A 13,377-nucleotide genomic window follows, 5' to 3' on the forward strand; every position below is an offset into this window, starting at 1 on the left:
GGCGCATTTACTAAAATTGTAAGGACTAACATTGATCAGATATAATAAGAAAAAAGCCTGTGTTTAGTAAAAGAATACTGGGTCTGTCACTGAAATGAGGAATAGCTGAAATGAAAAAAATTAAGGACTATCAACTAGCGTTTACTTCTAGTAATTTGAGTGAGCAAGTTGCAGAATTTTTTGCTTATTATGATAAATCGGCAACAGCAATCCATTCACTTGAAGTTGCTGAGGAGGCAAGGAAATTAGCCAAAAAATATGGTGTATCTGAAGAGAAGGCATATATTGCTGGATTACTACACGATATTAGCGTGGTTATTCCTAATGAGGAGCGTATTTCTTTGCAGATATTTTTAGGTGAGGAAGTTTTGGAAGAGGAAGTACTTTTGCCAATGATTTTACATCAGAAGCAATCGGTTTTTGTAGCAACAGATATTTTTTCTGTTAGGGATAAAGAAATTCTATCTGCAATAGAGTCTCACACTACTTTAAGGAAGAACGCTTCGGATTTAGATAAAGTGGTGTTTCTTGCAGACAAAGTTAGATGGGATAGAACTGATAGTGCGCCTTATTTAGATGACTTATATGTAGCTTTAGCTAAATCGTTAGATGAAGGGTGTCGTGTTTACATTAAGTGGGCACTATCAGATATAATGGTCCTTCATCCTTGGTTAAAGGAGGCGATGGCTGAGCTGGAATTAGTATAAAACATAAATGCTTTTTCGTATAAACTTCTCGTTTGTTGCGCATCACCATAAGATAAACAGTCATCAGCGTAACCTAATGTCCAAAAGGGTTCGATTTGTTGGAGTGATTCAGGGAGGTATAAATTCCAAATGGTGTACATTTTTCTACCAAAATCATGAAGAGAAAAAACACTAGAAAGATATATTTTTTCTGTTTCAGTCAATAGAAAAACGCCAAAAGAATCATAGTTTAGTGAAGGGTGATTAGCAAGCGTAGCTATGACTTTAGTTGTGTTACGATAAAAGAACTCTAACTCTAGTAGGAGCTCATTGTCGGAATCATTTATAAAATGCTCATCCAATACTTCAGGGTACTGAGCAGTTGGTATCATAGCTAATTCAGATAGAATTGCGAGCGCCAATAGGTGTTCAAGCATTAGTAATCTCCATTCATAGTCATGTGTTTTGAAAAAAATTTAAGAATAAATTGACGAGCCGGCAGTTTCTTACTTAAAAAAAATAGCTAAATCAAGTCCCAATTGTGTCTGATAAGAGACCATTTTGAAGTAATTGTTGTTTGTTTTTCAAATTTAGCACATTTTTTCGATATTCTTTAGCATATAGAATCGAAAATAGTGTGTCTAATATATACTCAAAGGCAACCTGTGATGAGAAGGTGCTGATTTTAGCGTAATCATATTCATCTTGAATCGTAACTAGGGTGGTTGCGGCTAAATCAACAAGCGGTGACTGACTATTACCGGTAAGTAAAATGGTGGGAATTTTTTCGACATTAAAATGAGTCAAGATTTTTGTATATTGAGGCACGATGCCACTATAAGATAAAAAAAGGGCACAATCTTTTTTACTAAGGTTAGCTGCATTCCAGTATCCATCAGAATTGTCTTCGGCCAAAATATAAAATTGATTGATTTTCACCAGTTTGTTTTGAAAGCTACGTGCTCTAATCTGAGAGTCACCTCGAGCGAAAAGAAAGACTCGTTCTGCCTTAGCCAATTTGTCGACGATAGTATTAAGAACCACCTCATCTAGTTGAATCAAGGTTTTTTTTACGGCATCAATCGTTAAATCTGCCATTTTCTTGGCGATAGTCATAGCGGAATCCTCTTCCGTAAAGGGAAAATTAACATCGATTTTTCCGGCTGTATGTAGCTGACTGTGAACAATCGTTGAGATTGCTAGTTTAAAATCTCTAAAGCCATTAAAACCGATCTTTTTGCATAGGCGAATAATGGCTGAGTGAGAGGTATAGGTTAATTTAGCTAAATCCTCAATATAAATTGAGGGGATTTCAGCAAGATGTAACAGCAGATAATCTGCAAGCCGCCTCTCTGTCTGAGTAAAATTCACTTGTTCTTTTAGTTGATCTAAAACGACTAACATTGACTCATCTCCTCTTGCTACAATTTTAACTGATTTACTTGTTTTTTTCCATGATTCTAAACATTATGTTTAAAGACTTGGCAGTGTTGGACAGATTCTTGAAAAGAAGGTCCTGTTTGGTGTGTAACCCTTGTACTAGATAATCAGTGGCTTATAATGAATGAGTGCCAAGCTTTTAAAGGAGGAAAATTATATGTTAACAATTGCTTATATTGCTAATGGTAAAAGCACCAATCGCTATCATTTGCCATTTTCTATGAAATTGGCTGATAAAATCAGGGTAAAAAGTATCTACTCTAGGACTGAAAAAACGCTTTGGAAAAAAATAGAAGGAATCAATTATACAACCAATCTTGCTGATATTTTTAATGATCCTGAAATTCAGTTGGTGGTAGTGGCAACTCCGAGTCCCCTTCACTACTACTATGGCAAGCTGATTTTGGAGCACGGTAAAAATGCTCTGGTGGAGAAACCTTTTACTGAAACATCAGCAGAAGCAAAAGAACTATTTGCTTTAGCAAAAGAAAAAGGACTTTTGATTCAATGTTATCAAAATCGCCGATTTGATTCGGATTTTTTAACGGTTCAAAAGGTAATTGAAAGCGGCGTGTTAGGCGATATTTTAGAAGTAGAGATGCACTATGATTACTTTCGACCAGAAGTGCCAGAAAGTGTGACAGACTATTCTCAAGTTAATAGCTATTTGTATGGTCATGGCTGTCATACAATCGATCAAGTTTTATCTTATTTTGGTGAGCCTGATGAGAGTCATTATGATGTGCGTCAATTATTAGGAAAAGGTCGAATGAATGATTATTTTGATTTAGACTTTTATTATGGTGCAATGAAGGTATCAGTTAAATCCAGCTATTTTCGGATAAAGGAACGTCCAAGCTTTGTTGTTTATGGGAAAAAAGGCTGTTTTGTGAAGCAGACAAAGGATCGTCAAGAGGAACATCTGAAAATGTTCTATCTACCAGATCATGCTGATTTTGGCGTTGATTTACCAGAACATTATGGCGTATTGACTTATTTAGACAGTCAAGGAACGTACCATGAGGAAAAGGTAATCTCTGAGATTGGTGATTATAGTCGAATCTATGAAGGGTTGTATGAGTCAATTATTAATAGCAAAGAGAAGATTGTGAAGGATGAAGAAACCATTTTTCAATTAGAAGTATTAGAACAAGGAAGTCAACTTCTTTTTCAATAGGAGGATAAAAATGAAATTAGCTATTTTAGGTTCAGGAATGATTGTGAAGGATTTTTTAACAATGGTCAAAGACTTGCCAGAAATTGAGTTAAGCGCCATTCTCGGTACAGAGCGCAGCTATGATAAAGTGATCGACCTCCAAAAAGAGTATAGGATCAAAGATGCTTATACAGATTTTGAGCGTTGTTTAGTAGGAAGTGAGTGTGATACAGTTTACGTGGCCCTTCCTAATCATTTGCATTATGAGTATGCCAAGAAAGCTTTAGAGCATCAAAAACATGTGATTTGTGAGAAACCCTTTACGTTAAGGCTCAGTCAATTTATTGAGCTAAAACAGATTGCCTTAGATAATAATTTGGTCTTAATCGAAGCGATTACTAATCAGCATCTTGCTAATTATCAGGGAATTAAAGAAAGTTTATCGGAGTTAGGCGAGCTTAAAATTATTGAGTGTAATTACTCTCAGTATTCTTCACGGTATGATGCTTTTAAGGAAGGCACTGTTTTACCTGCTTTTAATCCCAAAATGGGTGGGGGAGCCTTGATGGACATCAATATTTACAACATTCATTTAGTCGTTGGTTTACTTGGAAAACCAGATCATGTGACATATTTGGCTAATATAGAACGAAATATTGACACGTCTGGTATCTTACTTATGAATTATCCTCAGACCAAGGTTGTCTGTATTGGAGCAAAGGATTCTACTTCTGAGATTCGTTCGACAATTCAAGGGAATCAAGGTGCGATTATTATTAACGGGGCAACTAATGTGCTAGAGAGTTTTGATAAACAACTTAAAGGAAGGCCAAGTGAAAGAGTCGATCGCAAAGTTAATTCTCATCGTATGTATGAAGAATTTAAAGAATTTAACAGGATAATAGACGAGCAGGATAGTGTAACAGTGGCTAGGAATTTAGCTCATAGTCAATTAGTTATGGAGGTTGTTGAACAAGCTCTTGATAGTGCGGGGATTAAGTTAGGGTAATGCAATAAGAAAGAATCAAGATATCTAATATCTTGTTTTTTTTTGTTAAAAGTTTTGTCTTGTAATTTTAATTGAAGCATGTTATTCTTGTTTTTAAAGTGTAATTATTACGATTTATTGAAAAAGGAGGAAATGATGGCTAAAAAATCTAAGCAAGTAAAAGCAGAGCGACAACGTGAGTTAGTCAATGCTTACGCGGCTATTCGGTTGGAATTGAAACGACGAGGTGATTATCACGGATTAGCTAAACTACCTAAAGAGTCGCATCCCAATCGCTTACGAAACCGAGATCAACTGGATGGTCGACCACGTGGCTATATGCGTCAGTTTGGCTTATCGCGGATTAATTTTAGAGAATTAGCTCACAAAGGCCAATTGCCAGGAGTTCGCAAAGCGAGTTGGTAGGATTGATAGATGATTATGTTTTAAATTAATTGTTAGAAAGGAGTAGAGGATGGAGAAGACGGATATTTCTAGCGCTTATAGACGATTAAAAAGTCCTAATATTAAAACTAGAAAACGAGCCCTTAAACTTATTAAGGAATACAAAAAGAAAGGTCGTAAAATTGCTTAGAGGTACTTAACGAGAATTCATAATAGACGGTGAAACAAAAGCATTTAACTCCGATAAAAAGTCGATGCTACTGTTCAACCGTTTATTTGCTGTCTATTAATGGAATACAGATGCTATTTTAAGCTGATAATAATCAAAGGTGGCTTCTTTTTCAAAACCTGAGCGTTCGTATAGCTTTAGTGCCGAGGGGTTAGCGAGGGCTACTTCAAGATAAATATAAGAAAAACCAGCTGCAAGTTTTTCTTGAATAATGCGCGAGATTATTTCTGTTCCGTAGCCTTTTCCACGTTCAGCTGGAGACACTACAAACCCAAAAATGCCAACAGTTTCTTTTGTTTGTTCTAGTCGGACCTTGCCGATGATCTGCTGATTCACTTCTGCTAAGTAGCATAGCGGAATATCGTCGAGTGCAATATTAGCAGATTCACCGAAGGCTTCGGTGTCAAGTTCATCGAGAATGATTTTATCATCTGTTGTAGCCTGACGTAGGCTAACTTCCGGTCGTGATGAAATAGGAGGCTTGTTGTTTGTAAGAGCCAGACGGAATTCTGAAAACTCATGTTCCATGCCAGCCTTTTTTGCTAATAAAACAGTTTGCTGATCAGATGGATCAATAGCTAAGAGAAGGGTTGATAACTGATGGTTATTCGCTTCTTTTACAGCCAAGTCAAATAAGACCTCGAAATTAGAAGTGTCGCTGCCAACAATGGTTACTTCTAACTCTGTTTTATTATAGAAGGTTGTGAGCATATAGGCTGTTAAGTTGTTATTAGTTCGGACTAAAAAATGTGATGTATTTTCAGCGTCCGTGCGTTCAAGAACATTGGGGTCTACTTTAAATCGCCAGCCATGAGTTGTGTGATACATGGTAATTAATTGTTGAATGCCATCTTGTTCCTGAGTAGTCAGTGTTTTCACAAGTTGAATTTGAGCTTGAGTCATATTGTTTTTCACCTCTTATGTTATATTAGCTATATTTTACCATGGAATAACTAAATCCGCTTACTATGTTCAGACTGAAGAATTAGTGTTAAAATGAATTTAATACAAAGCAACTTGACGAATGGATTGTGAATTAAGTCACGTTGTTGTTAATGAAAGGAAGGATTACATGAAACGAGTGCTTTTAGGTGTGACAGGGAGTATTGCAGCATTTAAAGTGGCAAGTATCGCAAGTGGACTGAAAAAACGTGGAGTTGACGTCCGTGTCGTGATGACAGAAAGTAGTACTCATTTTATCACACCCTTAACAATGCAAATTCAATCAGAAAAAACTGTTTATCTTGATGTCATGGCAGAACCGATGCCCAGTAAAATCACACATATCGAGCTGGCTCAAAATTGTGACTTGGTTTTAATAGCGCCAGCAACTGCGAATATTATTAGCAAATTAGCTATGGGAATAGCTGACGATTTATTGTCAACGATTTGCCTTGCTGTTCCACCAACAGTTCCTAAATTAATCGCTCCAGCTATGAATACCAAGATGTATTTACAGCCAGTTATTCAGGAAAACTTAGAAAAAATTAACCGGTACGGGTATCAGGAAATTACTCCTGTATCACAAAAACTGGCTTGTGGAGATGTTGGGATTGGTGCTTTAGCACCTGTTGAGAAAATTATTGAAGAGGTTATGAGCCAGTTGAGTCTAACATCTGCTTAAAAGCTAATTAACAAAGACTAAAAAGAGATAGTGGGATGGATAATCAATATGAAATTTTAGTGAAAATGACTGATGAAGTATTATGACAGAAGCTAACAAAGCATAAAGTGATCGATTGGTGAGAGTAGTGAGTTAATTAAAGTGAGAATGGAGATAGAGAAGATGACAAATCAAACAGAGATTGTATTAGAGAAATTGAATCAGATGGGGATCGATTATCGACAAGAAAAGCATGAGGCTGTTTATACGATTGAAGAGATGGCGGATATTCCGTTAAACGAAGGAGACGTTATAGCTAAAAATTTATTTCTTCGTGATGCTCGTGGTAAAAAACACTTCTTATTGTGTTTACCAGGTGGTAAGCAAGTTAATCTGAAAGAAATTCGGACAAAAATTGGCTCAACACCTTTATCTTTTGCTTCAGCAGATCGCTTGAAAAAATATCTTGGGCTAGAAGCGGGAGCTGTAACACCTTTTGGAGTGGTCAACGATACGGAAAATAATGTTCAGGTTTATATTGATAAGGGACTCACTAGAGCAACTGCTGTAGGCTTTCATCCAAATGATAATACGTCGACGCTTTTTTTATCGCTTAGAGACGTTGAGGCTTTTATCAAGGAGCAAGGCAATACGGTCAGCATTTTAGACTTATAACAGAACGACTTAAAATAGACCTGAATAGATCGAATTACTGCTGTTCAGGTCTGTACTTTTTAAAGTAAAGTTGACATAGGAGTGGAAAGATGGTAATTTAGTATAAGAATATAGATGTTATTACTTCGGGTAAGCATGCTATATCTGAGAAAAAATTATTGAGATGGATGTTATCACTATTGTGAGCATGACCTATTTGCACTGCTTATTTATTAAGCAAGTAAATGGGATTTTTTTGTATAGATGGAGATGTTTTATGATCATAAGGCGAGTACTGAATAATAATACAGTCATATCTGTCAATAGTAGCGGTATTGAAGTGCTCTTAATGGGTAAGGGGATTGCGTTTGGCAAAAAGAAAAACCAACAGGTTGACATGGAGTTGGTTGAAAAAACATTTTTATTAAGAGATAAAGCTACTCAAAGTAAGTTTACTGAGTTACTTATTGAGGTGCCGATGGCCCATATTTTGGTGGCAGAGAAGATTATTAATTTTGGAAAAATCAAGTTAGGGAAAAATTTAAACGAAACGATTTATGTCAATTTGACGGATCATATTCACTCTTCAATCGAACGATATAAAGATGGAGTCATTTTGAAAAATCCTTTGCGTTGGGATATTGCACGATTTTATCCTGATGAATATTCAGTGGGAGAAAAAGCCATTGAAATAGTTCGAAATGATTTGGGCATCGAGTTCGAAATCGATGAAGCAGCGTTTATAGCTATCCACTTTGTTAATGCGGAGCAGGATAAAAACTTCACCTTAGCTTATGAAGTAACAGAAATTACGAAAAAAATTGAAAATATTATCAAAGACGCTTATCGGACAGAATTTGATGAAGATTCTTTGGATTATTATCGCTTTATTACCCATGTTAAGTTTTTTGCTCAGCGATTATTAGTAGGAGAGCATTACGATGATGAGGATGTTGAATTATTAGAGACGCTGCAGAAAAAGTATGTCTCTGAGTATCAATGTTCATTGAAGATTGGCGATTATGTCAATCATGAATTTGATTTTGAGTTGAGCTCGACAGAACTACTTTATTTAACCGCACACATTCGTAGAATAACTAAAAATTTATAATTAGATAATAGGATTGTTATCCGTCAGGAGCATGACCTAAAACGACTTGCCTTAGCGCAGTTATTTTAGGTTATTTTTTATTGGTCGATAGCATTAATCAAACGAAATGAGGAATAAAAAATGAGTTATAAAGAGTCTGCAAAAGTAATCCTTCAGTTAGTTGGGGGAGAAGAGAATGTCAAAAGCGTCACCCATTGTATGACGCGTTTACGTTTTGTTTTAAAAAATGATGGTCTTGTCAATGATGAAGCTGTTAAAAATAGTGAAGGTGTCATGGGCGTCATGAAAAAAGGCGGTCAATATCAGATCATTATGGGAAATGACGTAGCGTCTTATTATAAGGAGTTAGTTAAATTAGGACACTTTACAAGTGAGTCTTCTCAAGAGCCAGAAGAAAAAAAGAGTATTTTTGATGCGTTTGTTGATGTCATCTCTGGGTGTATGTCCCCTTTAATTCCGGCTATGTTAGGTGGCGGGATGATCAAAGTTTTGCTGATTGTGTTGCCGCTAGTCGGTTGGTTGAGTGACGCTAGTCAAACCTTTGCAGTGTTGTCATTTTTCGGAGATGCACCTTTCTACTTTATGCCGATGATGTTGGCTTTTACAGCAGCACAAAAATTTAAAGTATCACCAATGCTAGCCGTAACTGTTGCAGGGATTATGCTACATCCTAATTTTACTGCAATGGTTGGAACAGGCGAGCCGATTCACTTTTTTGGTTTACCTGTCACATTAGCTTCCTATGGCTCATCAGTTATCCCAATTCTAATCATGGTTTGGTTGATGTCATATATTGAAAAGGGGATTGATAAAGTAATTCCTGCGGTTATTAAAAGTATCGCTCAGCCCTTGATTATTTTGTTGATTTCAGGAACCTTAGCCTTAGTAGTGGTTGGGCCTTTAGGAATCTTTGCGGGGCAAGCGTTGTCTGCTACTATTATTTGGGTTCAAAGTAAAGCAGGGTGGCTAGCGCTTGGATTGATGGCAGCATTTATGCCGCTAATTGTGATGACTGGAATGCATTGGGCATTTGCACCAATCTTTTTAATTGCATCGCCAGCGACACCGGATATTCTAATTTTACCGGCAATGTTAGCAGCAAACTTAGCTCAAGGTGCGGCTGCAATGGCTGTTTCAGTGAAGGCAAAAGATAAAAAGTTGAAACAAGTCGCGATCGCTTCAGGAATCTCTGCTTTAGTAGCTGGAGTAACAGAGCCAGCTTTGTATGGTATCACATTAAAATATAAACGGCCATTATACGCTGCAATGATTTCAGGTGCGATTTGTGGTGTTTATATGGGGATTACTGGTTTAGAATCATACGCTTTTGCTGTGCCGTCTCTTGTTTCATTGCCACAATTTATTGGTGGTGAAGGCAATCAAAATATTATCAATGCGATTGTTGTGGCAATAATGTCGATTGTTTTGACATTTATTTTAACGTTAGTTTTGGGCATTGAGGAAGAAGCGCCACTTGCTATAACCGATGAAGGGGTTATCTCGGAATCAGTGGAAACGGGAAGTAGTGATCCAAAGAAGATCTATGCACCGATTAAGGGACGTGTAATTTCTTTAGAACAGGTCAATGATTCTGCTTTTTCAAGCAAAATGATGGGAGCGGGTATTGCTATTATTCCTTCAGAAGACACCTTTGTAGCGCCTTTTGATGGAACTGTCACTGCCTTGTTTCCAACGAAACATGCGATTGGGCTTACGAGCGCGAGTGGCATAGAGTTACTGATTCACATTGGTATTGATACTGTTGAGCTACAAGGGAAGTTTTTTGACTCTCACGTTGAAGCAGGCGACATGATTAAAAAAGGTCAGCCATTGTTGACTGTGGATATTGCTCAGGTCAAGGCCGCGGGTTACGATGTGGTAACTCCTATAGTCGTTACAAATACCGCTAACTATATAGACGTAGTAGCAAAAGAAATTGAGCAAACTGAGAGTCAAAATGCGATTATCTATGTGGTTTAGTTATTAAAAATTTAGGAGGATAACAGAATGTCAAAATTTCCAAAAGGGTTCTTATGGGGCGGAGCAATTGCGGCTAATCAGGCTGAAGGGGCCTATAACAAGGATGGTAAGGGGCTTAGCGTGCAGGATGTGGCGCCAAATGGCTGGAAGGATCAACCAACTTCAGAGCCAACTCAAGATAATTTAAAATTAGTTGGAATTGATTTTTACCACCGCTATCAAGAAGATATTAAGTTGCTAGCTGAAATGGGCTTTAAAGTGTTCCGCCTGTCAATCGCTTGGTCGAGAATATTTCCAAGAGGGGATGAGCAAGAGGCAAATGAGATGGGGTTAGCTTTTTATGATCGAGTGTTTGATGAATGTGCTAAATATGGCATCGAGCCTCTTGTCACTCTTTCTCACTACGAAACCCCTTTACACTTAGCTAAAACATATGGAGGCTGGCGAAGCCGTGAGCTTATCGACTTCTTTGAGCACTATGCCCGAACAGTGTTTAAGAGATATCGTCACAAAGTTAAGTATTGGTTGACCTTTAATGAAATCAATTCAATTGGCCATGCACCTTTGTTAAGTGGTGCTATATTTACACCAAAAGAGGAGCTCTCTAAGCAAGATATCTATCAAGCAATTCACCATGAATTAGTGGCAAGTGCTAAAGCAGTGAAAGCCTGTCACGACTTACTGCCAGAGGCGAAAATTGGCTGTATGGTGTTAGGGATGCCTGTTTATCCATTGACACCTGCTCCAGATGATGTATGGGCAGCGATGGAAACAGAAAGAGAGAGCTTTTTCTTCTCAGATATCCAAGTAAGAGGCGCTTATCCTGCATACAGTCAACGGTTCTTCCGAGAAGAAGGGATTGAGCTAGAGATAACAGAGGAGGATCTGGAGACGCTAAAACATACAGTGGATTTCATTTCCTTCAGTTACTATATGAGTACTTGCCAGTCAGTTGATCCCACAGTGGAAACGAGCGAAGGCAATATCTTGGGAGGTGTTCCTAATCCGTACTTGAAGGCGAGTGAGTGGGGATGGCAAATCGATCCAAAAGGGTTACGCTATTACTTAAATATATTGTCTGATCGTTATCAAAAACCAGTTTTCATAGTTGAAAATGGGCTAGGTGCAGTTGATGAATTAGTCGAATTAGCTGATGGCACGAAGACAGTTTTAGATGATTATCGAATCATTTATACGCGTGAACATTTGGAGCAAGTTGCTGAGGCTATTGAAGATGGTGTTGACGTTATGGGATATACGTCGTGGGGATGTATTGATTTAGTTAGTTTTACCACGGCTGAATTAAAAAAACGTTATGGCTTTATTTACGTGGATCGTCATGATGATGGTAGTGGTACGCTAGCACGCTACAAAAAGAAAAGCTTTGGCTGGTACCGTGAGGTAATTGCTAGTAATGGTGAAAATTTATAGAGAACCTGGCTTAGATTTATAGCATGAAGGAAGAAGCGACTCTTTCGATTGCTCGGAGGTTGAGAAATTGCTGAGCCTTCACTCTTAACGTGTTTATCGTGAAATAAAACTGGGGCGTGACTTATCTCACAGCCCCCTTTTTAATTATTGTGAGGCTGTATTCCGAGGAGATAATTTTGTTATTTATCAATAAAAGGCTAATAGTTTTTTGTCTGCTAAAAGCGTACATGATTTAAAATGAGACTGTGATGTTATTAAGTAGTATTTTTTATAGTAGTTAGTAACAGAGGGGCTGAATGACTTATTAGTAAAATAATAACGGACATTCATGTTATTTACTAATAAAAAGCTAATCATTCAGTGTGAGCTAAAAGCGTACATGGCTAAAAATAGGCTTGTCATGTTATTATGTACAAATCATTTATATATATTTATTTAAGGCATGTCACGTTAGTTCACGATCGTTGCTTCTTGTATCCGCGATAAGACAGACCTACTGTTAGTTATAGCATTCTTAGTTAGGCGATGTCAATTTAGTAAGGGGCTGTTATTGCTGTAATCTTGCTTAATTGTCAGTATCTTGGTCGGATATTTTCTAATAGCACTTAAATGAGTGCGGTGAATAGGTAATTTAGCCACTTTTATGGTAAGTTAGTGGGATTTACGGTAACTTGTGGCTAGCTTAACAGGTGATTCAAGAAAGCGTGGGGATCATCTGTTATAATGAAATCAATGATGAACTAGGAGGAAGACTATGTCAGAGAGTTATGACGATACAAATAAACTAGTCGATACGGCCACGAATAAAGAAAAGAAAGCAGCAGCGGGAGTCGTCATCGTTAATGAAAAAGGTAACTATTTAATGACGAAAAGACAGCTAAACAAAAAGATGGGAGGTTTGTGGGAAATACCTGGCGGTGGAATTGAATCAGGCGAATCCAGTATTGAAGCTGCTCGGAGGGAAATTTTAGAAGAAATTGGTTATGTTATTCAAGAACCGATGATTGCTCTTGGCACCGTGTTATATGCCCTTTAAATTTGTCGATTGAGTTGTTTCTTGTTTTCGCAGATATTAATCTGAGACAACTTTCCTTACAAAAGGAAGAAGTTATTGATGTAAGAATTAGCTCATTTGATGAGATCAAAGAATTAGCAAATAGAGAATTGTTTACCCCTTATGATTGGGAATGTTGCAAATGTGTGGAAAAATACTTGAAAAACACCACTCTGTCTTAGGGCGTGGCAGAGATACCATAAAAAACAATGGAGAAAGTCATGTAACAAGAAGAAATAATGGTGAGAAGGTGTATCCCAGAAGGCTGGCAAGACTTGTTTGATTATTTAATGGAATACAAACAGAAGCAGAGTGCCAAAAGGAAGCAAGTCGGCGTACAACAGATAAGAACTTTTGGGCCGTGTGTATAGAAACGGGTCATAAGCTTATTGGCAATATTTATTTTGCGGAATAAGAATTTTCAACTTGGGAATTAGGGTATGTCTTTAATTCAAGCTATCAGGGAAGAGGATATGCAACGAAAGCGGTCAGATTAGTGATTTAAAATGAATTAGAAAAAGGGAATATCCACTGGGTAGTAGCGATGTGTGACCCGAAAAATGACACATCTTGGAAGTTATTAGAGCGTATATGGATGGAACGGGAAGGGCACAAGAGACAAAATATTTTCTTTCAACGA

General features: G+C 37.4%; 14 protein-coding genes and 1 pseudogene. 12 read left to right on the forward strand and 3 right to left on the reverse strand.

The genetic code is table 11. The features are described 5' to 3' along the window. The first annotated feature begins 110 nt into the window (after positions 1-110). On the forward strand, positions 111-707 hold the full coding sequence (gene yqeK / locus AC5KOD_RS00905) for a bis(5'-nucleosyl)-tetraphosphatase (symmetrical) YqeK (protein ID WP_496912667.1): 597 nt from the start codon (positions 111-113) through the stop codon (positions 705-707). Here the strand turns inward: yqeK and AC5KOD_RS00910 are convergent. Both AC5KOD_RS00910 and AC5KOD_RS00915 read right to left on the reverse strand, forming a co-directional pair. Then, entirely contained in the window at positions 662-1,123 is a 462-nt protein-coding gene (locus AC5KOD_RS00910; protein WP_496912668.1) for a hypothetical protein, read from the reverse strand. The genes yqeK and AC5KOD_RS00910 overlap by 46 nt on opposite strands. A gap of 91 nt (positions 1,124-1,214) precedes the next feature. Then, positions 1,215-2,090: a MurR/RpiR family transcriptional regulator gene (locus AC5KOD_RS00915; protein ID WP_496912669.1), complete on the reverse strand. Its 876-nt coding sequence runs from the start codon at positions 2,088-2,090 to the stop codon at positions 1,215-1,217. Positions 2,091-2,283: 193 nt separating this feature from the next. Between AC5KOD_RS00915 and AC5KOD_RS00920 the strand changes: the two genes are divergently transcribed. The 4 genes from AC5KOD_RS00920 to AC5KOD_RS00935 all read left to right on the forward strand — a co-directional run bounded on the left by AC5KOD_RS00920 (position 2,284) and on the right by AC5KOD_RS00935 (position 4,865). Further along, positions 2,284-3,303, forward strand: a complete 1,020-nt coding sequence (locus tag AC5KOD_RS00920; RefSeq protein WP_496912670.1) for a Gfo/Idh/MocA family oxidoreductase — start codon at positions 2,284-2,286, stop codon at positions 3,301-3,303. 10 nt (positions 3,304-3,313) lie between these two features. Then, positions 3,314-4,291 carry a Gfo/Idh/MocA family protein gene (locus AC5KOD_RS00925; RefSeq protein ID WP_496912671.1) on the forward strand — a complete coding sequence of 326 codons (978 nt, stop codon included), beginning with the start codon at positions 3,314-3,316 and terminating at the stop codon, positions 4,289-4,291. A gap of 135 nt (positions 4,292-4,426) precedes the next feature. After that, positions 4,427-4,696, forward strand: a complete 270-nt coding sequence (rpsN, locus tag AC5KOD_RS00930; RefSeq protein ID WP_496912672.1) for a 30S ribosomal protein S14 — start codon at positions 4,427-4,429, stop codon at positions 4,694-4,696. 49 nt (positions 4,697-4,745) lie between these two features. Continuing rightward, positions 4,746-4,865: a putative metal homeostasis protein gene (locus AC5KOD_RS00935; protein ID WP_496912673.1), complete on the forward strand. Its 120-nt coding sequence runs from the start codon at positions 4,746-4,748 to the stop codon at positions 4,863-4,865. 96 nt (positions 4,866-4,961) lie between these two features. Here AC5KOD_RS00935 and AC5KOD_RS00940 read toward each other — a convergent pair whose 3' ends face one another. Next, complete coding sequence (locus AC5KOD_RS00940; RefSeq protein ID WP_496912674.1) at positions 4,962-5,807, reverse strand: GNAT family N-acetyltransferase; 846 nt, start codon at positions 5,805-5,807, stop codon at positions 4,962-4,964. Positions 5,808-5,928: 121 nt separating this feature from the next. On the opposite strand from AC5KOD_RS00940, the gene AC5KOD_RS00945 reads away from it, so the two are divergent. The 7 genes and pseudogenes from AC5KOD_RS00945 to AC5KOD_RS00975 form a co-directional block, all read left to right on the forward strand. After that, positions 5,929-6,528, forward strand: a complete 600-nt coding sequence (locus AC5KOD_RS00945) for a flavoprotein (protein WP_496912675.1) — start codon at positions 5,929-5,931, stop codon at positions 6,526-6,528. A gap of 162 nt (positions 6,529-6,690) precedes the next feature. Then, entirely contained in the window at positions 6,691-7,182 is a 492-nt protein-coding gene (locus tag AC5KOD_RS00950; RefSeq protein WP_496912676.1) for a prolyl-tRNA synthetase associated domain-containing protein, read from the forward strand. Between the two features lie 256 nt (positions 7,183-7,438). Continuing rightward, positions 7,439-8,272: a BglG family transcription antiterminator LicT gene (licT, locus tag AC5KOD_RS00955; RefSeq protein WP_496912677.1), complete on the forward strand. Its 834-nt coding sequence runs from the start codon at positions 7,439-7,441 to the stop codon at positions 8,270-8,272. 120 nt (positions 8,273-8,392) lie between these two features. Then, complete coding sequence (locus AC5KOD_RS00960; protein ID WP_496912678.1) at positions 8,393-10,252, forward strand: beta-glucoside-specific PTS transporter subunit IIABC; 1,860 nt, start codon at positions 8,393-8,395, stop codon at positions 10,250-10,252. Between the two features lie 27 nt (positions 10,253-10,279). Further along, a complete protein-coding gene (locus AC5KOD_RS00965; RefSeq protein ID WP_496912679.1) occupies positions 10,280-11,683 on the forward strand; it encodes a glycoside hydrolase family 1 protein in 1,404 nt (467 codons plus the stop codon). 754 nt (positions 11,684-12,437) lie between these two features. Beyond that, positions 12,438-12,719 carry an NUDIX hydrolase gene (locus tag AC5KOD_RS00970; RefSeq protein WP_496912680.1) on the forward strand — a complete coding sequence of 94 codons (282 nt, stop codon included), beginning with the start codon at positions 12,438-12,440 and terminating at the stop codon, positions 12,717-12,719. Between the two features lie 478 nt (positions 12,720-13,197). Beyond that, positions 13,198-13,242, forward strand: a pseudogene (locus tag AC5KOD_RS00975) (hypothetical protein); the annotation flags it as partial. Between the last annotated feature and the right edge of the window lie 135 nt (positions 13,243-13,377).

Source organism: Vagococcus sp. WN80Y, assembly GCF_059621045.1.

Bases quoted from the DNA above. Each gene is read 5' to 3' on its own strand.
- AC5KOD_RS00940 (WP_496912674.1), bottom strand. From the start codon at position 5,807: ATGACTCAAGCTCAAATTCAACTTGTGAAAACACTGACTACTCAGGAA.
- AC5KOD_RS00910 (WP_496912668.1), bottom strand. From the start codon at position 1,123: ATGCTTGAACACCTATTGGCGCTCGCAATTCTATCTGAATTAGCTATG.
- AC5KOD_RS00945 (WP_496912675.1), top strand. From the start codon at position 5,929: ATGGATTGTGAATTAAGTCACGTTGTTGTTAATGAAAGGAAGGATTAC.
- AC5KOD_RS00960 (WP_496912678.1), top strand. From the start codon at position 8,393: ATGAGTTATAAAGAGTCTGCAAAAGTAATCCTTCAGTTAGTTGGGGGA.
- AC5KOD_RS00925 (WP_496912671.1), top strand. From the start codon at position 3,314: ATGAAATTAGCTATTTTAGGTTCAGGAATGATTGTGAAGGATTTTTTA.
- AC5KOD_RS00965 (WP_496912679.1), top strand. From the start codon at position 10,280: ATGTCAAAATTTCCAAAAGGGTTCTTATGGGGCGGAGCAATTGCGGCT.
- AC5KOD_RS00915 (WP_496912669.1), bottom strand. From the start codon at position 2,090: ATGTTAGTCGTTTTAGATCAACTAAAAGAACAAGTGAATTTTACTCAG.
- AC5KOD_RS00970 (WP_496912680.1), top strand. From the start codon at position 12,438: ATGTCAGAGAGTTATGACGATACAAATAAACTAGTCGATACGGCCACG.
- AC5KOD_RS00950 (WP_496912676.1), top strand. From the start codon at position 6,691: ATGACAAATCAAACAGAGATTGTATTAGAGAAATTGAATCAGATGGGG.
- rpsN (WP_496912672.1), top strand. From the start codon at position 4,427: ATGGCTAAAAAATCTAAGCAAGTAAAAGCAGAGCGACAACGTGAGTTA.
- AC5KOD_RS00935 (WP_496912673.1), top strand. From the start codon at position 4,746: ATGGAGAAGACGGATATTTCTAGCGCTTATAGACGATTAAAAAGTCCT.
- AC5KOD_RS00920 (WP_496912670.1), top strand. From the start codon at position 2,284: ATGTTAACAATTGCTTATATTGCTAATGGTAAAAGCACCAATCGCTAT.
- yqeK (WP_496912667.1), top strand. From the start codon at position 111: ATGAAAAAAATTAAGGACTATCAACTAGCGTTTACTTCTAGTAATTTG.
- licT (WP_496912677.1), top strand. From the start codon at position 7,439: ATGATCATAAGGCGAGTACTGAATAATAATACAGTCATATCTGTCAAT.